The organism is Plebeiibacterium marinum (genome assembly GCF_026013615.1).
In the GTDB taxonomy this organism is placed as follows: domain Bacteria; phylum Bacteroidota; class Bacteroidia; order Bacteroidales; family Marinilabiliaceae; genus Saccharicrinis; species Saccharicrinis marinus_A.
This window is the reverse complement of the sequence record NZ_JAPDPI010000021.1, coordinates 12,756-33,015: the sequence shown is the minus strand read 5'-3', so window position 1 is coordinate 33,015 and position 20,260 is coordinate 12,756. Positions and strand designations below refer to the sequence as shown.

Genomic DNA, 20,260 nt, shown 5'->3' with positions numbered 1-20,260 from the left:
AGTTTAGCTAATTACGAATGCTTCCCGCTTACATAATACCATTTGCAGTTTTCTTTTACAAAAACAGATTCTTCAACAAGTTCGCGGGGTATTCCGTTTTCTAAAAACAGGGCTTTGAACTTAACAATACCTTCCATGTCAGATTCTTTTCCTTTATCGGTGTATAATATTTGTAACCCCAACCACGTAACTGATTTAGCCCATTTTAAAATGTCTTTTTTCTCCTTAATGGGGCGTGTTTTAGGGTGGTGACTGTTCATTAAATAATTTATGTTGGCAAATGTAAAAGCTGTATACCTCGAGCGCATAAGCTGTTCTGCAGTTTGTGCATTTGCTTTGTTAGCTATTATAGGCTCACAACAAAGAGCATAAGGTTTATTAGAACCGCAAGGACATGTTTGCATGATAGTGTGTTTTCTTTTGTTTTGCAAAAATAATGAAAGACCTGGATAATATTGCGATTATTAAAATATTCCCATAGCTGCCTAAACCTTACTTTAACGTTAATTTTAATTTACTATTTAGGGAATATGGTTTTTTAATTTGGGTATAGATTTATCTTTGTTTCAAATTTTACACACAGGATGGAAAATAAGAAACTTTTAACAGGCCTATGGTTGGCTGCTTTAGTAGTATATATTATAGGATTGTTTCCTGAAGTTGGTATTGATTCAGGGAAGTATGCTGCAGTAAGTCGGATAATGTTTGAAAGTGGCGATTGGCTTAACCCTCAGATTCATGGTCATGCCTACCTGCAAAAACCACATTTAATGTTTTGGTTGTGTACCATATCTTTTCACTTGTTTGGCGTATCCTTGTTTGCTTTTAAACTACCTACATTGTTGTTTACCATTGGAAGTGTTTATGCACTTTATAAATTGGCATCATTATATTATGGTAGTGATACCGGAAAACTGGCAGCGCTGATTTATGCCACCTCCGAAATGTTATTCCTGTACCATAATGATTTACATACCGATGCTCTTTTAACAGCCAATACGGTAATGGGGGTTTCATTTTTGGCTCATTTTCTTGAAAATAAAAAAGTAGTTAATTTCGTTTTGGGCTTTGTTTTTATCGGACTGGCCATCATTACAAAAGGTCCTATAGGATTAGCGGTTGCATTGTTTGCATTGGGCGGTCATTTGTTGTTGAAGAAGGATTGGAAGATGTTATTTAATCCGGTATGGCTATTGGGACTTCCAATATTAGGACTTATTTTATCACCCGTGTTGTATGCCAATTATAAAAACTTTGGATGGGATGGAATAGAATTCTTTTTTTGGACCAACAATGCAGGAAGGGTAACAGGATCATATAATAAAACAGTTGATGGAGACCCTTCCTTTTATTTGCATACCATGCTCTATATTTACCTCCCATGGTCATTTTATGCCTTGATTACCATTGGTACTCATATTAAAAAAGTGATAAATAATGGCTCCAATAAGTTTACACGAAAGGAATATTTTACCTATTCTGTAATAATTGTATATACAGCCATATTATCAGTTGCGCGTCAAAAAGCTCCCCATTACTTTTATCCGGTTGTACCTTATCTGTCAATTGTTGTAGCACAGTTTTTATATGAAAGCATTACAAAACCCCAAAAATCCATTTCAATTAAATGGTTTTTTGGTGCACGAAATATCATGCTTTCAGCTTTATGGATAGTTGTGTTTTTAGCTATAGCTTTTATATTTAAAACCATTAGTCTTTTTATTTGGGTTCCGGTTTTGGGATTGCTTGCAGTAGCAGTCTATTTTATGCGAAAATCAGAAAACGTTTATAACAAACTGATTTTTCCTTTGGTAATATCATCTATAGCGTTAAACTTTGTTATTAATGCACATTTCATTCCTGCGGCCTTTCAATATCACGGAGGAATCAGGGCAAGTGCTGCATATGATAAATTAGCTTTGGATGATGAGGAATTGTTTACCTATAAATTTGGGCAATTTGAAACCTATTTCTATCCGAAGAAAATTTCGCATTGGGTAAACGCAAAGGAAGAACTTGAACAAGTATTGCGGGATAGCCGGAACCTTTGGGTAGTGGCCGATAGGGAAGGTATTGCAGAGGTAAGGGCTATGGCCGGGGAGCGCATTGCTCAGGAAGAAGTGTTTAAACATAGGTTGATTTCCCGGATGTCGGGCACTTTCCTTAATCCCTTAACCAGAGAGCAGGAGTTAGAAAGTATTTATCTTTTGAAAATAGAATAAAAATGTAATGGGTATTACGATATAGGTTGAATGCATTCCTATTTCCCGGATCCAAATCAAAGATATAACCAATGAAAATTTCAGTAGTAATTCCTGTTTATAACGAAGAAGGGAATGTAGCCCCTTTGGTTCAGCAGGTGTATGAGGCATTAAAGCCATCGGGATATGATTTTGAAACCATTTTAATAGATGATGGGTCAAAAGACAATACCGTAAAAGAAATTAAAAAGCTCAAGGATAAAAATGTGGTATTAATTGAACTAAGGCGGAATTATGGTCAGTGTCCTGCATTAAAGGCAGGGATTGATTACGCTACGGGTGATTATATTGCTACCCTTGATGGTGACTTGCAAAATGATCCGGCTGATATTATCAGGATGATGGATATTATAAAAGATCAGGATTGTGATGTGGTAACGGGCATAAGGGCAAAGCGTCAGGATGATGTTTTTTTGCGTAAGATTCCTTCTAAAATTGCCAATTCCATTGTTCGTAAGGTTTCCGGAACAAATATTATTGATAATGGATGTGCTATAAAGGTTTTTAAGAGTGATATTGCCAAAGAGATTCCTTTGTATGGTGAGATGCACCGTTTTATTGCCATTTATGCCATTAAGGAAGGAGCCAAGGTGGAACAAATTGATGTGAATCACAGAGCCAGGTTTAGCGGTGAGTCGAAATATGGTTTGGGAAGAACTTTTAAAGTACTTTCTGATTTGATTTTAATGCGTTTTAGGGATAAATACGGACAAAAACCAATGTATTTACTGGGGCCTTTGGGATTGGGTAGTTTCGCTATTGGTTCTATGCTGCTTTTGTATCTTTTAGTGCTTAAATGTATGGGTGAGGATATCTGGGGACGTCCCTTGATATTTGCGGGATTGATTTTTCTGTCTGCCGGATTCCAGTTTTTACTTATAGGTATTGTGCTGGATTTGTTAATGAGAACTAACCATGAATCTCAAAAAAAGCGCATTTATAATGTTAGAAAAACGGATAGGATATAATTAAATAAACTGATAAAGCAAAGCCATCTCAATAAGTGTTGAGATGGCTTTTTTTGCCTAAAGGCAAATGTTTTGTTTTGGGTAGTAATTTCACTTTGTATCACACATTGACAGCCGCTTTAATAAGTTGTAACTTTATTTATATTGAGTTTTGTGCAGTGTTTTTTTAGGAGCTTTTATATTTATTGTTGTGTTGAAAAAAGGTCGGTAGCAGATATTGTTTGGTGGTAATTTTAAAATCAATCGACATGGAACACTTTTATAAGATTAAAATTTCGTTTTCCCTTGGAATAGTTTTATTTATGATGGTATCGTTAAATGTTTGGTCGCAGAGCGGATGGACCAAACAAACGTCATCAACTTTTCCTGCATTACTTAGTGTTTGGGCGGTTGATTCAGATCATATTTGGGCAGTAGGAAATGAAGGTACAGTTTTATATTCAACGAATGGGGGAATTGATTGGGGCAATATAAATACTGGTTATAGTGATGCTTTTTATGTGGTTACTTTTTTGAATCAGGATGTAGGTTTTATCTCAGGAGATGCTGATGATGGTAAACCATATATTTTAAAAACAGTTGATGAAGGTGAAAAATGGGAAAAAATAAACCTGGCTTCCACAACAAGTACTTATGTAACCGATATTGATTTTTATTATGTAGAAGCGAGTGAAAACTATACTTTATATGCATCTGGCGGATTAGAGCATGTGTGGAAATCGACTGATACAGGTGATAGTTGGATCGGGCTTGGTGGTGGGTGTGAAAATGGAAATTTTAACGCATGTTGCATCATTGATGAAAATACAGGTTGGTTTGTAGGTACCCCGGATGCCCAATATAAGCATACTATAATGCAAACAACTAACGGTGGTGTCGATTTTACAGAGCAGATTAATCCCGAACAAATAAAACTAAATGGAGTTTCCTTTATTGATGGAAATAAAGGAGTTGCCGTAGGTTTGGCGGCTACAATATTATATACAGCAAATGGCGGTACAACATGGGAATCCAGGACAAATTCTGGGTGGCGCTGGCAATCGTGCGATATGAAGCCGTCAGGGAAGGTGTGGGCCGTAGGAAGTTCTGGTAATGTGGGATATTCTTCTGATTTTGGATATTCCTGGGAATTGCAAGCGAGTGGGCAATCCGCCGAATTATGGGATGTGCATTTTATAAACGATTATGAAGGTTGGATTGTTGGTGGATTAGCAGAGGGGTTTGTGTTGCATACTTCAACAGGTGGTGTGCCAACAGGAACTGAAGATCTTCATGCTACAGAAGGAAGCAATATCAAACAGAATTATCCAAACCCTGTTAACGATATATGTCAGATTGACTATGAATTGGTCAGGGCCGGAAAAGTTAGTATTTGTTTATATGATGTTACCGGGGATAAATTAAAATATCTGGTAAATGAGTTTAAGCCTGTTGGTAAATTTACTATCAGTGTTGACCTTAGTATGTATCCATCTGGAATTTATTTTTATGATTTATGTATAGATCAGGATTTGGTACAGGTTCGAAAAATGATTGTCTCAAAATAGTTTTGAAAGGTTGGTGCATATGAGAGTCAGGTTTTATTAAAATCTGGCTTTTTTTATATAAATAGATTTAACACATACTTAACGTATGTATACGTCTAATTAAATTTATTTGACGTATTTTTGCGTCAAATAAATTGTAATGGTAAAAGCAAAATCAAATTTATTTAGTGAAGAGCTAACCAATAGTGCAGCTTTGTTTAAGGCTTTGGCACACCCGGCACGTATTCAAATATTACAATATCTGGCATCTCAAAAAACTTGTATTACCGGAGATATTTCAGAGGTATTGCCTTTGGGAAGAACCACAGTTAACCAGCATATAAAAGAGTTAAAAGAGATAGGGCTGATTAAGGGGACTATTGATGGGGTGAAAACAAAGTATTGTCTAAACCCATGTAAAATTGAAGAATTTAAAGAAGTATTTGATGCACTTTATGGTTCTTTGGAAAATAGTTGTTCAACCATTTCATGCGATTAATAACAAACAAAATAATAGAAAATGAAAATTTTAGTTTTATGTACAGGAAATAGCTGTCGCAGTCAGATGGCTCATGGTTTTTTACAATCATTTGATAAGAATATTACAGTGTGCTCAGCAGGAACAGAAGCATCTGGCCGTCTAAATCCCGGAGCAGTTAAGGCAATGGCCGAAATAGGAATCGACATCAGCGGTCATACGTCAGATTCAGTTGAAAAATACCTAAATGAAGAATGGGATTTTGTTATTACAGTATGTGGTGGCGCCAACGAATCGTGTCCGGCATTTTCAGGAAAAGTAAATAAGCGTTTACACATTGGTTTTGATGATCCTTCACATGCCCAAGGGACTGAAGAGTTTATCTGGAGCGAGTTTGTAAGGGTAAGAGACGAAATTAAAGAAGGATTCTTTCAGTTTTATACCCAAGAAGTAAAACCTCTTTTATAAAAGGCAAATTTTCTGATCTAGAGTATAACTATTTATGAAAAAAAAGATAGGTTTCTTTGAAAAGTACCTGACTCTTTGGGTTGCAATCTGCATTGCTTCAGGTATTTTGATTGGAAATTTTATGGGGGATACCGTAAAAGTACTGAGTAGTCTGGAAATATTTAATGTAAATATTCCGGTTGCGGTATTGGTTTGGTTAATGATTTATCCAATGATGCTTCAGATTGATTTTTCAAGCATCAAAAATGTTGGTAAACGTCCTAAAGGGTTAGTGCTTACTTTGGTAATAAACTGGTTGATAAAACCATTTACCATGGCATTTTTTGCCTGGATATTCTTTAGCAAATTGTATGCAGCATTTATTTCTCCTGAAATGGCAGGAGAGTATATTGCCGGAGCTATTTTATTGGGAGCGGCACCATGTACAGCCATGGTTTTTGTTTGGAGTTACCTAACCGATGGAGATCCTAATTATACCTTGGTTCAAGTATCCGTTAACGACCTGATTATTCTGGTTGCCTTTGTGCCTATTGTTGGATTTTTATTAGGTGTAACAAATGTTGAGGTTCCTTACGATACATTGGTAACCAGTGTTGTAATATTTGTTGTTATACCGCTGGTAGCCGGATATATAACCAATAAGTCTTTGGTTAAAGCAAAGGGAGAGGAATGGTTCAGGCAAGCCTTCTTGCCAAAGTTTAAGCCGGTGTCAATAGTAGCTTTGTTGTTAACTTTGGTATTGCTGTTTGCTTTTCAGGGCAGCATCATTACTGATAATCCTTTGGTTATTTTGTTGGCAGCAGTTCCTTTGGTAATTCAAACATATTTCATCTTTTTTATTGCGTGGTTTGGGGGACGTAGGCTAAAGTTGTCTCATGCTATTTGCTCTCCGGCAGCAATGATTGGAGCAAGCAACTTTTTTGAATTGGCAGTAGCAGTTGCCATTGCTTTGTTTGGTTTGGAATCACCTGCTGCTTTAGTTACTGTTGTAGGTGTATTGGTTGAAGTCCCGGTTATGCTTTCGCTGGTAGCCATCGCCAATAAATGGAAATACTAATAGAGTTGGAAGTTGGAAGTGTTAAGATAAAAAACAACTTTCTGCTTCAAGCTTCTGACTTGCCACTTTTTTTTATCTTTGTCACCTTACAAAAAGTATCATATTCATGAACAATTTGGCATTAAAAAGTATCCAAATAAAAGGGGCAAGGGTTCATAATTTAAAAGGTGTTGACCTTGAACTACCTCGTAATAAGTTTATTGTAATTACAGGAGTTTCCGGATCTGGAAAATCCTCATTAGCATTTGATACTTTATATGCAGAAGGCCAGAGAAGATATGTTGAGAGCTTAAGCTCCTATGCCCGACAATTTCTTGGAAGAATTGATAAACCCGAAGTAGACTTTATTAAGGGTATTCCTCCTGCTATTGCTATAGAACAGAAAGTAAATACACGTAATCCCCGCTCAACGGTGGGTACATCAACAGAAGTATATGATTATTTAAAACTCCTGTTTGCCAGAATAGGCAAAACAATATCTCCTGTTTCAGGAGAGGAGGTTAAAAGGCATTATGTATCTGATGTAGTAGACCATATAACGCAATTTGAAGAAAAGACCCGTCTTGTAATCCTTTCTGAGATACATGTTCCGTTAGATAGAAGTTGTAAAGAGCATCTTGAAATCTTATTAAAACAAGGTTTTGCCAGAATTGAGAAGGATAATGAATTCTTTAAGATTGAAGATGTTCTTAAGGATAATGAAGCAAATATAGAGTGTGATTATAACTTAGTGATAGACAGAGCTACGGCTTCAAAAGAAGAAGATAACCTTTCGCGATTGGCAGATTCTGTTGAAACGGCATTTTTTGAAGGTAAAGGCGAATGCCTGGTTAAAGTTTTCGAAAAGCAGGAGGTATCTACACATTACTTTTCTAATAAGTTTGAGCAGGACGGAATTCAGTTTGAGGAACCCAGCGAACATATGTTTACCTTTAATAATCCTGTTGGGGCCTGTCCTAAATGTGAAGGATTTGGAAGTGTAATAGGGATTGATGAAGATTTGGTTATTCCAAACAAAACACTGTCGGTATTTGAAGATGCAATAGCTTGTTGGAAAGGGGATAAGATGGGAGAATACAAGCGTCAGTTGATTTCTAATGCGCACCGTTTTAATTTTCCTGTGCACAGGCCATATTATGAACTTTCTGAAGAGGACAGGGAATTACTTTGGAAAGGAAATGAGCATTTTTACGGCATTGATACTTTTTTTAAACATGTAGAGGAACAGCAGTATAAAATACAATTCAGGGTAATGCTTTCGCGTTATCGGGGAAAAACAACTTGTCCTGATTGTCGGGGTACCCGATTAAAGAAGGAGGCATCATGGGTTAAAGTTGGGGATAAGAGCATTTCTGATCTTGTTTTGATGCCCATAACTGAGTTGATGAGTTTCTTTGAACAATTGACATTGGATGAGCATGACCAGCAAGTGGCCAAACGGATTTTAAGAGAAATTACTACCCGATTGAGATTCTTATTTGAAGTAGGGCTTGGTTATTTAACATTAAACCGGTTGTCTTCAACACTATCAGGTGGGGAGAGTCAAAGAATTAACCTGGCCACTTCGTTAGGTAGTACCTTGGTTGGGTCGTTGTATATTCTGGATGAACCTAGTATAGGTTTACATTCAAAAGATACTGATTTGCTGATAAAAGTATTGCGCCAGCTTCAAAGGTTGGGTAATACAGTTGTGGTAGTGGAGCACGATGAGGATATTATGCGGGCGGCTGATGAGATTGTGGATATTGGTCCGGGAGCAGGACGCTTAGGTGGAGAGGTTGTTTTTCATGGGAAATTGGAAAAAAATGCCAAAGCCACGGGTAGTCTGACTTACCAATATTTATATGGTGATAAAAAAATAGAATTGCCAACATCAAGGAGATGCTGGAATAATTTTATAGAGATTGTAGGTGCCAGGCAAAATAATCTGAAATCTATAGATGTTAAAGTGCCCTTAAATGTGATGACCGTGATTACAGGAGTCAGTGGGTCGGGTAAGTCTACTTTAGTTAAGTCAATTTTATATCCATCCATAAAAAAACGATTGGGAGGGTATGCCGAAAAAACCGGTTCGTTTGATTTGTTAAAAGGTGATGTTGAGCAAATTACAGATGTTGAATTTGTGGATCAAAATCCCATTGGAAAATCATCACGATCTAATCCTGCTACTTACCTTAAAGCATATGACGAAATCAGAAAACTTATGTCAGACCAGCAGGCTTCTAAAATAAATGGTTACAAGGCCTCTCATTTTTCTTTTAATATTGATGGAGGCCGATGTGAGGAATGCCAGGGTGAAGGTACGATAAAAGTTGAAATGCAGTTTATGGCAGATATCATACTTACCTGTGAAAGCTGTCATGGAAAAAGGTTTAAGAGTGATATTCTGGAGGTAAAATACAAAGGAAAGAATATTCATGACATCCTGGAGATGACTATTGAGCAGGCAATTGAGTTTTTTAGTGAAGAAAGTAAAGGAACGGAGAAAAGGATTGTTAATAAACTAAAGCCTTTGGCTGATGTTGGCTTGGGTTATGTTAAAATGGGGCAGGCCTCAAGTACTTTGTCCGGTGGCGAAAGCCAAAGGGTTAAGTTGGCTTCGTTTTTAGCCAAAGAGAAGAGTGATCCCACCCTGTTTATTTTTGATGAGCCTACAACCGGACTTCATTTTAATGATATAAAAAAGCTTTTAAAAGCATTTGATGCACTTATTGATAAAGGACATTCTATTGTTATTATTGAACACAATATGGAGGTTATAAAATCAGCTGACTGGGTAATTGATTTAGGTCCGGAAGGTGGAGATAAAGGTGGCTTTGTTGTGTTTGAAGGTAAACCTGAAGAATTGATAAATAAACAAGAGTCCTATACTGGTAAGTATCTTAAGCCGTATATTGTGAACGGATAGGAATAAAAAAAGCCACCTGAAATGCAAGTGGCTTTTATTTTTTATAATAATAAAGTTACTCTTTCTTCATTCCAAACAGAACCGATACACATCCCTTTGAAGTGTTGGGCGTCAGACTGCTATAGTCATCTAAAACTTTTATTTTTATAATAATCATTTGTGTTGATTCCACTTCAAAATCCCATACATCAGTATAGTTGTGGTCTTTGTTATCAAATATTATATCATTATTGTCATTAATCAGTCTGAAATGTATATCGGGCAAGCTTTCTATTTTGCTGATTGCAATACGGTACCGTTGTCCTTTAAAAAATGTTTTATATAGCTCAGCAGTTTCCCCGGCTCCTAATTCTGTTGCATTATAATTACCATCGTGAATAAATTCGCCCAGCTTTGGTTTGCCAACATTTTTTGCAAAGCTTTTGCACTGTCCAAAAGTGTTTGCTGAAAACGTTAAACAAAAAAACAGGATAAATATGCATTTGGAAGTAGAAGGAAATAGTACTTTCATCTCGCTATGTTTTCTTGCTGATACTATTTACTGTTATTATGAAATAAATTCTCCTCTTATTTCAGCTACTTTATTTAATAAGCGGTTAAACACTTCTTTTGTAATCTGAGTTTCAGATTCTGCTTTAATAGTTGTTATTCTGTTTTCGGCATCAGTTTCCGCATTAACCTTTGAAGTATTTACAATTTTAATATCTTCAAATATCGATTTTAATTCGCCTATTTTATTTTGAAGGTAAATAATATCTTCATTTTCCGAATGCGTTTCCAATAGGTTTAGTACTGTAATCAAAGATAACTTTTGATATATAATCCTGTCAATCAAGCGTCGGTTGTTCTCCAGGGAGCCGTTTGTAAGTGTTGTGGCAAGATAAAGACCTTCAACCCATCCCCCGACTAATACCATCACCGATAGGGCAGCCCTGTCGTTTTCTTTTAAATATGCATTAGAGTTCATGAATGATTCAGAGATAATATCCATAACGGCATCTCTATTATTCATATTGTCCTCAAGTTTTTTGATGGTGTTTTCATCAATAGCTTCAAGAATACTCAATCCTTCAGCCATTTTTTTAGCACATCCCATATATTTAATGGCACTCTGTGTTTGGTCAAAAAGGCTGGTGTAACTTAAATCGGCACTATAAATACCTAGATTTAAGGCCATCTTTAAATTGGTATTATAATTGGTTACGTTATCAACCGGATTTAAAATTTCTTCGTCATACCTTGCTCCGGACCTTTTTATTAGCATTGCGGTTTCAAGAGGGGAGGGCAACGAATAAAAAATTAATTTCGACTTGTTAAAGTCTTCTACCATTTTAGAATCCACCTGTTGAACTGATTCAACTATTTTTTCCTCCTCAGTCTTTTGTGATTTTTTTCCATCAGAAACACAAGAAACAACCAATAACAATGCAATGGTAATTGAGATTAATAAATTAGAAACCTGATTAAGAGTTTTTCTCATTTTTATAAATTTTATTCCTGGTTTAAAAGAATCTAAATCCAGAATTATTTGTTAGGACTTAATTTAATTTTATTGTTATTTGCTCTACTATACAAACAGTTGAACAAAAAAATATTTGATTTTGCTCATAAAAATATTAAATATAATTCAAAAGCAACGAGTTTATACCATGTTTTGTATATTATTTTAATAAAAAAAGCTTTTGAAATACATCCAAAAGCTTTTAAAATATCTTACACTGAGAAAATGTTTATTCCAGAGATGAAAAATACTTCATAAACTGCGCTCTTTCATACATGGCTGGATCAGGAATGTTTTTATAACTCATCTTTCCACGAAAATCATCAATAGAGTCAAAGCCTTTTTCTTCCATCCAGTAAGAAAGCTCATTTAACATTTCTGTGATTACTTTTGCTCCGTTTTTGTATACTGTTGAACATACTTGTACGGTTGAAGCTCCGGCTAAAAGTTGCTTAATAACCGATTCTCCGTCATGGTTGCCTGTAGAGGCTGAAACATCAATCTGTTCTACCTTGTCAGATACTATCGCTACCCATCGTAATGATTTACGGATATCAGAAGGTGTACTAAATACAGAAGCTGAATTTAGTGTAAGGTTGTTTATGTCAATATCCGGTTGGTAAAAGCGGTTAAACAAAACAACTCCTTTTGAACCAAGTGCATATAATTTGTTTACAACAGCAACAAGATTTGCAAAGTTATCGCCAAGTTTAATGGCAAAAGGTATTTTTATTGCTTTTGATATGTTTTCAGCTATATTGTAATACAAGCCTTCAATTGCAGAGGCTTCAATGTTTTTATCTGTATTAACAACATGTACGTTTAATTCTATTGCATCGGCACCGGCTTCTTCAATTTTCTTTGCAAAATCAATCCACTCATCCGATGAAAAACAGTTGATGCTTGCTATTACAGGTACATCAAATTTTGCTTTTGCATCAGCGATTAATTTAAGATATTCACCAACTGAGTTATCTTTTGTGTAACCGGTGATATAATCCATTGCTTCCGGATAGTCATATCCTTCACCTTGTTGGATCTGTTTATTGATTTCATGGTTTATTTGCTCTTCAAACAACGATTTTAAAATAACCGCACCCGCACCAGCTTCAACAACTTTTGCAATTTTTTCAACACTATTTGTTAACCCTGAGCTACTTACTATAATCGGATTTTTAAGCGTAAGCCCCAGGTAAGAAGTATTTAATTTAGTCATATCTTTTTTGGTTTTATCAACAAAACAAATATAATTTATTTTAGATATTATGGATCATATTAACCATAATTTCTTACCCCGAAAATTGAACTGCCTACCCTGATCATGGTGCTACCTTGTTCAATAGCAATAGGATAATCGCCACTCATACCCATGGATATTTCACTAAAACTGTCGGCATTATTAAAATGCTTTTCTTTAAGTTTGATAAAGATATCCTTCAGGGTTTTGAATTCATTGGCAATTTGTATCTCATCATCAGTATAAGTAGCCATGCCCATAACTCCACATATTTCAACGTTTTTAAGGGCCGCAAAATCATCAGAACATAGAAATTCTTCTGCTTCCTTTAACGATAATCCAAATTTTGAGGATTCTTCCGCTATGTGGAATTGTAATAAGCATTTGATTATCCTGTTGTTCTTTTTTGCCTCTTTGTTAATGGCTTTGAGTAATTTATATGAATCAACACCGTGCAATAATGAAACAAAAGGTGCGAGGTACTTAATTTTGTTTGTTTGCAGATGTCCAATAAAATGCCATTGAATGTCCTTAGGTAGTTCTTCCCATTTTTTTGTTAAATCCTGTACCTTATTTTCACCAAAAACCCTTTGCCCGGCATGGTATGCTTCTAAAATATCCTCATTGGGTTTTGTTTTGGAAACAGCAACCAGGGTAACATTTAAGGGAAGTGAAGAGGTGATTTTTTTTATGTTATCAGAAATTGACATTTTTAATAAACTTTGATTTCCTGCAAAATTAAGATTTTCATAATAATACATTGTTAGATTTTTGGTAAAGATGTAAGCCTGTTTGGCAAGTTATATTGAATCAACAAGTTGCCTGTTTGTTTTTTCTCTATGCGCAGTCATTGTCAATTCAATTATAAAAGCTTAATTCAGTAATTCTAAAAAAAACGGCTCCCTATTATCGACAATAAAGGGAGCCGTTAATTAATTTATCATATGTATTAATCGTTAATCCAATTTGTGGATAACCATTCCTGATCTTAATTTGGGTTCAAACCAGGTGGTTTTGGGAGGCATTATATTACCGGTGTCAGCTATGTCTATAAGTTGTTGCATAGAAACCGGGTACATGGCAAAGGCAACTTCCATGTCTCCACTATCAACTCGTTTTGCAAGTTCTGCTAATCCTCTGATACCACCAACAAAGTCAATTCTCTTGTCGGTACGTAGGTCTTTAATTCCCAAAATCTCATCTAAAACCAGATTGGATAAGATGGTTACATCTAAAACCCCAATTGGATCCTGATTGTCATATGTACCTGGTTTAGCATTAAGTTTGTACCATTTGCCATTTATGTACATGGAGAATTCGTGAAGCTTGTCAGGCTTTATAATATCGTTTGATGGTTCGCTCAATGTAAAATTATCAGCAATTTTACTAAGGAATTCATCTTCGGATAAGCCATTTAAATCTTTAACAACCCTGTTGTAGTCAATTATTTTTAGTTGTGAATCGGGGAAATGAACCGCAAGGAAAAAATTGTATTCTTCATTGCCCTTGTGATTGGGATTATTGTCTTGTTTTTCTTTTCCTACCAAGGCTGCTGCTGCGGTTCTGTGATGGCCGTCAGCTACATAAGTATAAGGGACTTTATCTGTGAACAACTGTTCAATACGCCTATTGGTTTCTGCATCTTTTACTACCCAGAAATGATGGCCGAATCCATCTTCGGCTGTAAAGTCATATTCGGCAGGTTCATTATTTACAATGTCAGATACTATATCATCAATTTCTTTAACTGCAGGGTAAGTGAAAAATACTGGTTCCACATTTGCATTGTTGATTCTAACATGAATCATGCGGTCCTCTTCTTTTTCTTTTCTGGTTAGTTCGTGTTTTTTTATTACCCCATTTAAATAATCATCAACAGAGGCAGCGCCAACAATACCATATTGTGTCCTGCCATCCATAGTCTGTGCATATATGTAAAATTTTGCTTCTTCATCCTGGACTAACCAACCTTTTTCCTGAAACATTTTAAAGTTGGCTACAGACTTATCATAAACTTTTTGAGAATGAATATCGGTATCATCCGAACAATCAATTTCACTTCTTGTAACATGGAGTAACGAAACCTCTTTGCCATTGGCCATTTGTGCGGCCTCTTCGCGGTTCATTACATCGTAAGGCAGACAGCTTAGATCCTCAACAATTGAAGCTGGTGGGCGTAGTCCTTTAAATGGTTTTACAATTGCCATATCTTTTGTGTTTTAGATTTTGTTTATTAAGATATGCAATATATTAATAGGGATTGATCATAAACGTGATATTTATCAAATAGGCAGGATGATTTTTAGCACTAAAAATGCATGATAATATGCATAATAAATCGTCATAATACAGGTGAAAGCATAAGTGCAATTTACATGGCGGGGGCGACTGAATAAATTTACGACAAAAGGATGGAGCCAATAGCGCGTTTATTGGCAATGTAATAAACTGAATCCGATTAAAACCTGAACCAATAATCTTATATCAAACAGGGGTAGTACACAAGTGCTGGTAAAGTACTGGGGACTTGAGTAAAATAAAAATAGGCTACCCCGATAAAGATAGCCTATTAATTAGAATTTTTATTGTAAAATTACTCTTCGTCCCGTTCAATGTTACCTTTTGAAATAAGTTGTTTGGGGTTGCCTTTATAATTTATTTTACCACCGGTATTTGTTTTGGCATCTAGTTTATCCGTGGCATTAACCCATGCAACGCCTCCGGTGTAGGTTCTGACTAAGGCCTCTTTGCTCATAAGCTGGTCGGCGATATACCTACCTCCTGCATAGCTCGATACCTCCTGGAAATCGGCTTTTCCTACCAATTCAATTTTTGAAGAGGACAATGAAGAGGCCAGATTTTTAACATCCACATCCAATACGATGTTTGAGCCGGTTCCCGATTTTAAATCAAGGTTTTCAGCGTAAATTGTATTGTCGGAGGTTATAAATGCTCCGGTACCTGTGCTGATGGCTTTTAAGGATCTGTAGGTTACATAAACCATTACAGACATGTCTTTGTATATTTTTGTTTTCATTTTAATATCCAGGCGTCTTCCTTTGATATTAGTAATTACATCAGTTACATCTGCATTTTCAATTTCAATCCTTATTTTTTCCTTGTCGCCTTCAATCAAGGTAACATTTATTCCTTTTCCTGCATAAATCTCATTAAAAGAACCTACGTTTCTGTTTTGGGTTTTTCTTTCCTGAGCTCCCAGGTTCATTATACAAGCAAGGACTATGATTAATAATGTGAATTTTTTCATGTTTTCAATCTTTTATTTTGAATGTGTGTTGTTTTACAATTTTTATACCATTATGAAAACAGTTCTTTTATCTGCGCTTCATCCATGTTTTTAAACGGATTGTTAGAATTGATAAAGGTGTCTGCCAACTTCGACTTGTGTTCCTGTAACCTCATTATTTTTTCTTCGATGGTTTCTGTTGAAATAAATCGATATACAAAAACATTTTGGGTTTGTCCAATTCTGTGTGCCCGGTTGATGGCCTGGGCTTCAGCAGCAGGGTTCCACCAGGGGTTCAACAAAAATACATAATCAGCACTAATCAGGTTGAGTCCAACACCACCTGCTTTTAAGGAAATTAGGAAAACACTGCAATCATCCTGTTTTTCAAAAGCATCTACCACATCCTGCCTGTTTGAAGTGCTTCCGGTAAGCTTGCTGTACTTTATTTTTCTTTTGACGAGACTTTTCTCAATCAAATCCAAATCCTTAACAAAAGACGAAAATATTAAAACTTTATGTTTTTCGTTTACAATACTCTCAAGATTATTGATAATCATGTTAAATTTCCCTGATTTTCCTTCGTATTCAGGATCAACAAATATGGGATGGTTGGCAATTTGCCTTAATTTGGTTAATCCCTGCAATGCAAGGAATGTTGATTTTTCAATTCCTGCATTTTCAAATGTTTTTAGAAGTTCATTTCTTATTCCTGACTTTTCGGCATCGTAAAACTTTTTTTGCTCCGGTGTCATGTCGCAATACAAAACTTGTTCGGTAAGCGGAGGGAGTTCTTTGGCTACCTTTTCCTTGGTTCTGCGCAGTACAAATGGTTCAATAAGTTTTTGCAGTTTTTCTTCGTGTTCTTCGCTGTTGCTTTTTTCTATGGGGGCCAGATAATGGCGTTTGAAAAAATTCAGGTTGCCAAGCAATCCTTGGTTTACAAAGTTCATTTGTGCCCACAAATCCGAAAGTGAATTTTCGATAGGTGTACCGGTCAGCACAATTTTTTTGCTGCAGTTAATCTGCATGATGGCCTCATAAATTTTCGAGTTTGGGTTTTTAATATATTGGCTTTCATCAAGGATGGTGTAATGAAAGTGATAATGTCTTAAAAACTCAATATCATTCCGAACTATACCATAAGATGAAAGTACAACATGGTAATGTCGTAGTATTTTGCCTATTTCTTTCGATTTTAAGCGTTTTGCTCCTGAATAGATGTATATTTTAAGTTTTGGTGCAAATTTTTGAAATTCGTTGAGCCAGTTATGGATTAATGAAGTGGGCATAACGATCAGGGAAGTTGGGATGCCACTGTCGTTGAATCCTTCTAGGTTCGAAGCTTCAAAAAGGTTTAGTTGTTGTATCTCCCGGGCCTCCTCTGTTTTAAGTTTGTTCTCCTGGTAAATTTTTAATAGCAAGGTGATGGTTTGTAGTGTTTTACCTAATCCCATATCATCGGCCAGGATGCCTCCGAAATTATTATTGTGCAGGTAATTCATCCATTTAAAACCTTGTAATTGGTATGGCCGGAGTTCTGCATTTAATCCTTCAGGTACATTGTTATCCTTACCCTCAGCAATTGAGGTGAATTCTTTATGGTTGAAATTTTGGTTGTTATCCAATAGGTTGTAATACATGCTGTTCAGGCGGACTTTATCTCCCTTTTCTTCAGCAAACATCAGCAAATCGGCGTATTGTGTGAACCATTCTTCCGGAATTAAAAATATTTCATCATTAGGAAGTTTGAATTCATTTTTTCCTGAGATAATATATTTCCTGAATTTAATAAATGGGATTTCAAATTCACCAATCTTAATTACCATTTGTAAATCAAACCAATCATTCTTCTTTGTTGTTTTTAATTTACATGAAAACTCTCCAACAAAATAATTGTTTTCAAGGGTGCCTTGCTTAATCTCTATTTTGTTTTCTGATAATATGATATTGTTTTGATTGGTCCATTCTATAACCTGTTGGGTATTGGCTCTTTGGCCATTGTTTGTTTTGGGATGAAAGTTTGCGCCACTTTCTTCAGCTAAACCCAGTTCTTTTATTAGCTTGATTATACTATTTTCCCACTCAATATCTCTTTTATATTTGGTAAAGGAAAATTCATTTTCATTTTGGTTTAACTGAACGGCAATGTTGGATTTGCTGTTAGCCAGATATTCTTTTGATGCATACCTGAATTTTAAAGCCAATACGGGTTGCTGACTGATATTTTGCTCAATGGACAGCACCGCCACGGGTTTTGTTTTGTCCTCAACAATATCAAATCCCTTATTTACAACTTTGTGGCTTTTAATAGCATTAGTCACGAAGGTTTCCATATAAGAAGGGACACTGCGCGCTTGTATCTTAATTTCGGATTTGCTAAAAAACGGAATAAACTTTTTACTGTCGGTATGGTCAAACTGATATAATTTATTTTTTATCAGTAAAACACACGGGTTGTGGCAAATAACCATGGGATTCTTGTGGGTCAGCGAAATATCATCATCTCCCAGTTTTACTTTTAATGAGTAACTGATACCCTCATCATTTAAATTAAAGTAAAATACCGGTTCGGCCAAAATATCAGAGACTTCAATAATATCTGATTTGTATAAGTTGCTGTATTTGGCATCTTTAAAATATACTGGGATTTGTTGGTGAGATGAGAGAAAACGAAAGCACTGCGACATATATTTTTCGATATGTGGCCTGATAATATCAGTAAGTTTTTTTTTATCCAGATTGTCGTAAAAGAGTTTAATGGTTTTATCCTTTGAATAGATGCTGAATAAATGTTTGTCGCTTAGCTTATGCAGGATTTTAAGTAACTCTAACTCAAAATCTGAAAACTGATAATCATATTTTTCAGGCTTTTGGGTATCCACTTTCTCATTGAGGCTCAACGATGGGGAATTTTCATTGTTTTCAACAAGGTATGGTAAGGCCAATAATCCTAAATGTCTGTTTTCTGTAATAACGATTATAAAATTTTCCATTCAAAAATAAACTCTTATTCCGTGCTTCAAAAATTTTTAAGAGGGTAAAAATAGTGTAGAGCATATAATAAATGCAAGGAATTTGGCAATAAATCTGAAATATAACCGCGTGGTAAAGTGTTAATGTGGGCAGAACAAATATTTACCTCTGTTATAGTGGATTTTTTCATTAGCTTGTATGCAAATATTTTATATTTTTGCAATCTCAAAAAAAATTAATAAAACGTAATATAAGATGTTCGAGAATCTGTCGGAAAAGCTGGAACGCTCCTTTAAACTTTTAAAAGGTCAGGGTAAAATTACCGAGATTAATATTGCTGAAACTTTAAAAGAAGTTAGAAGAGCGCTTTTAAATGCGGATGTTAACTATAAAACTGCCAAAATATTTACTGAAACTGTAAAGCAAAAGGCGTTAGGTTCTAACGTGTTGAATGCTGTTCAGCCAGGTCAGATGATGGTTAAGATTGTGCACGATGAGCTGGCGCAATTAATGGGTGGAGAATCTGTTGATGTTAATATAAAAGGAAATCCTGCTGTTATATTGATGGCCGGACTTCAGGGTTCTGGTAAAACAACCCATACGGGTAAATTAGCCAGCCTGTTGAAAAACAAAAGAGGTAAAAAGCCTTTGTTGGTGGCCGGTGACGTTTACCGTCCTGCTGCAATTAACCAGTTGCAGGTGTTGGGTGAGCAAATCGGTGTACCTGTATATACTGAAGAAGGAAACAACGATCCGGTTAAACTAGCCAAGGATGGTATCAAGCATGCCAAAGCAAATGGTCACGACCTGGTTATTGTGGATACCGCTGGTCGTTTGGCTATTGATGAGCAGATGATGAACGAGATTGCTGCCATTAAAAAAGCCATCACCCCCGATGAAATCCTTTTTGTGGTGGACTCCATGACTGGTCAGGATGCGGTTAATACAGCTAAAGAATTTAACGACAGATTAAACTTTGATGGGGTTATTCTTACCAAACTTGATGGTGATACCCGTGGTGGTGCTGCGTTATCAATCAGAAGTGTGGTTGATAAGCCAATTAAGTTTGTAGGTATGGGTGAGAAGATGGATGCTTTAGATGTATTCCATCCAAGCCGTATGGCCGACCGTATTTTGGGTATGGGTGATATCGTTTCGCTTGTGGAACGTGCCCAGGAACAATTTGATGCGGAAGAAGCCCGTAAACTTCAAAAGAAAATTGCAAAGAACCAGTTTAGCTTTAACGATTTCTTAAGTCAGATTCAGCAAATCAAAAAGATGGGTAATCTTAAAGATTTGGCTGGTATGATCCCGGGAATGGGTAAAGCCATAAAAAATATGGATTTTGATGATGATGCTTTCAAAGGAATTGAAGCTATTATTTATTCCATGACTCCCGATGAAAGAGAAAATCCTGCAATCTTGAATGGAAGCCGTAGAAAAAGGATTGCTACAGGTAGTGGGACTAATATTCAGGAGGTGAACCGCTTGATCAAGCAATTTGAAGATACTCGTAAGGTGATGCGCATGATGACCAAAGGTGGTGGAAAAAACATGGGACGCATGATGCAAAATATGCCTTTCGGAAGAAGATAAATATCAGTTAACGATTAATAGTGATCAATTAGCAGTA

General features: G+C 35.9%; 16 protein-coding genes. 8 read left to right on the top strand and 8 right to left on the bottom strand.

Going from position 1 to position 20,260, the window contains the following annotated elements; translation table 11 throughout:
- Positions 1–11 precede the first annotated feature (11 nt).
- Complete coding sequence (locus OM074_RS11355; RefSeq protein ID WP_301199595.1) at positions 12–404, bottom strand: YchJ family protein; 393 nt, start codon at positions 402–404, stop codon at positions 12–14.
- Positions 405–584: 180 nt separating this feature from the next.
- On the opposite strand from OM074_RS11355, the gene OM074_RS11350 reads away from it, so the two are divergent.
- From OM074_RS11350 to uvrA, 7 genes are all read left to right on the top strand, one after another.
- On the top strand, positions 585–2,222 hold the full coding sequence (locus tag OM074_RS11350; protein WP_301199594.1) for an ArnT family glycosyltransferase: 1,638 nt from the start codon (positions 585–587) through the stop codon (positions 2,220–2,222).
- 71 nt (positions 2,223–2,293) lie between these two features.
- Positions 2,294–3,229 (top strand): glycosyltransferase family 2 protein, encoded by a 936-nt coding sequence (locus OM074_RS11345; protein ID WP_301199593.1) that lies wholly within the window; start codon positions 2,294–2,296, stop codon positions 3,227–3,229.
- 248 nt (positions 3,230–3,477) lie between these two features.
- A complete protein-coding gene (locus tag OM074_RS11340) occupies positions 3,478–4,776 on the top strand; it encodes a YCF48-related protein (protein ID WP_301199592.1) in 1,299 nt (432 codons plus the stop codon).
- 139 nt (positions 4,777–4,915) lie between these two features.
- On the top strand, positions 4,916–5,254 hold the full coding sequence (locus OM074_RS11335; RefSeq protein WP_301199591.1) for an ArsR/SmtB family transcription factor: 339 nt from the start codon (positions 4,916–4,918) through the stop codon (positions 5,252–5,254).
- A 21-nt stretch (positions 5,255–5,275) separates the two neighbouring features.
- The gene (locus tag OM074_RS11330; RefSeq protein WP_301199590.1) at positions 5,276–5,701 is read left to right on the top strand and encodes an arsenate reductase ArsC; all 426 of its coding nucleotides are present in this window, start codon (positions 5,276–5,278) and stop codon (positions 5,699–5,701) included.
- A 34-nt stretch (positions 5,702–5,735) separates the two neighbouring features.
- Positions 5,736–6,758, top strand: a complete 1,023-nt coding sequence (gene arsB / locus OM074_RS11325; RefSeq protein ID WP_301199589.1) for an ACR3 family arsenite efflux transporter — start codon at positions 5,736–5,738, stop codon at positions 6,756–6,758.
- A gap of 106 nt (positions 6,759–6,864) precedes the next feature.
- On the top strand, positions 6,865–9,666 hold the full coding sequence (uvrA, locus tag OM074_RS11320; protein WP_301199588.1) for an excinuclease ABC subunit UvrA: 2,802 nt from the start codon (positions 6,865–6,867) through the stop codon (positions 9,664–9,666).
- A gap of 55 nt (positions 9,667–9,721) precedes the next feature.
- Here uvrA and OM074_RS11315 read toward each other — a convergent pair whose 3' ends face one another.
- The 7 genes from OM074_RS11315 to OM074_RS11285 form a co-directional block, all read right to left on the bottom strand.
- A complete protein-coding gene (locus tag OM074_RS11315) occupies positions 9,722–10,177 on the bottom strand; it encodes a hypothetical protein (protein ID WP_301199587.1) in 456 nt (151 codons plus the stop codon).
- 36 nt (positions 10,178–10,213) lie between these two features.
- Complete coding sequence (locus OM074_RS11310) at positions 10,214–11,146, bottom strand: hypothetical protein (RefSeq protein ID WP_301199586.1); 933 nt, start codon at positions 11,144–11,146, stop codon at positions 10,214–10,216.
- Between the two features lie 250 nt (positions 11,147–11,396).
- Positions 11,397–12,383 carry a dihydroorotate dehydrogenase-like protein gene (locus tag OM074_RS11305; RefSeq protein ID WP_301199585.1) on the bottom strand — a complete coding sequence of 329 codons (987 nt, stop codon included), beginning with the start codon at positions 12,381–12,383 and terminating at the stop codon, positions 11,397–11,399.
- Between the two features lie 59 nt (positions 12,384–12,442).
- Positions 12,443–13,114: a YggS family pyridoxal phosphate-dependent enzyme gene (locus OM074_RS11300; RefSeq protein WP_301199584.1), complete on the bottom strand. Its 672-nt coding sequence runs from the start codon at positions 13,112–13,114 to the stop codon at positions 12,443–12,445.
- A 246-nt stretch (positions 13,115–13,360) separates the two neighbouring features.
- Positions 13,361–14,611 (bottom strand): DUF1015 domain-containing protein, encoded by a 1,251-nt coding sequence (locus OM074_RS11295; protein WP_301199583.1) that lies wholly within the window; start codon positions 14,609–14,611, stop codon positions 13,361–13,363.
- A 386-nt stretch (positions 14,612–14,997) separates the two neighbouring features.
- Positions 14,998–15,672, bottom strand: a complete 675-nt coding sequence (locus OM074_RS11290) for a head GIN domain-containing protein (protein ID WP_301199582.1) — start codon at positions 15,670–15,672, stop codon at positions 14,998–15,000.
- A 50-nt stretch (positions 15,673–15,722) separates the two neighbouring features.
- Positions 15,723–18,647 (bottom strand): DEAD/DEAH box helicase, encoded by a 2,925-nt coding sequence (locus OM074_RS11285; RefSeq protein ID WP_301199581.1) that lies wholly within the window; start codon positions 18,645–18,647, stop codon positions 15,723–15,725.
- 235 nt (positions 18,648–18,882) lie between these two features.
- Here OM074_RS11285 and ffh point away from each other — a divergent pair, with 235 nt between their 5' ends.
- The gene (ffh, locus tag OM074_RS11280; RefSeq protein ID WP_301199580.1) at positions 18,883–20,223 is read left to right on the top strand and encodes a signal recognition particle protein; all 1,341 of its coding nucleotides are present in this window, start codon (positions 18,883–18,885) and stop codon (positions 20,221–20,223) included.
- Positions 20,224–20,260 lie beyond the last annotated feature (37 nt).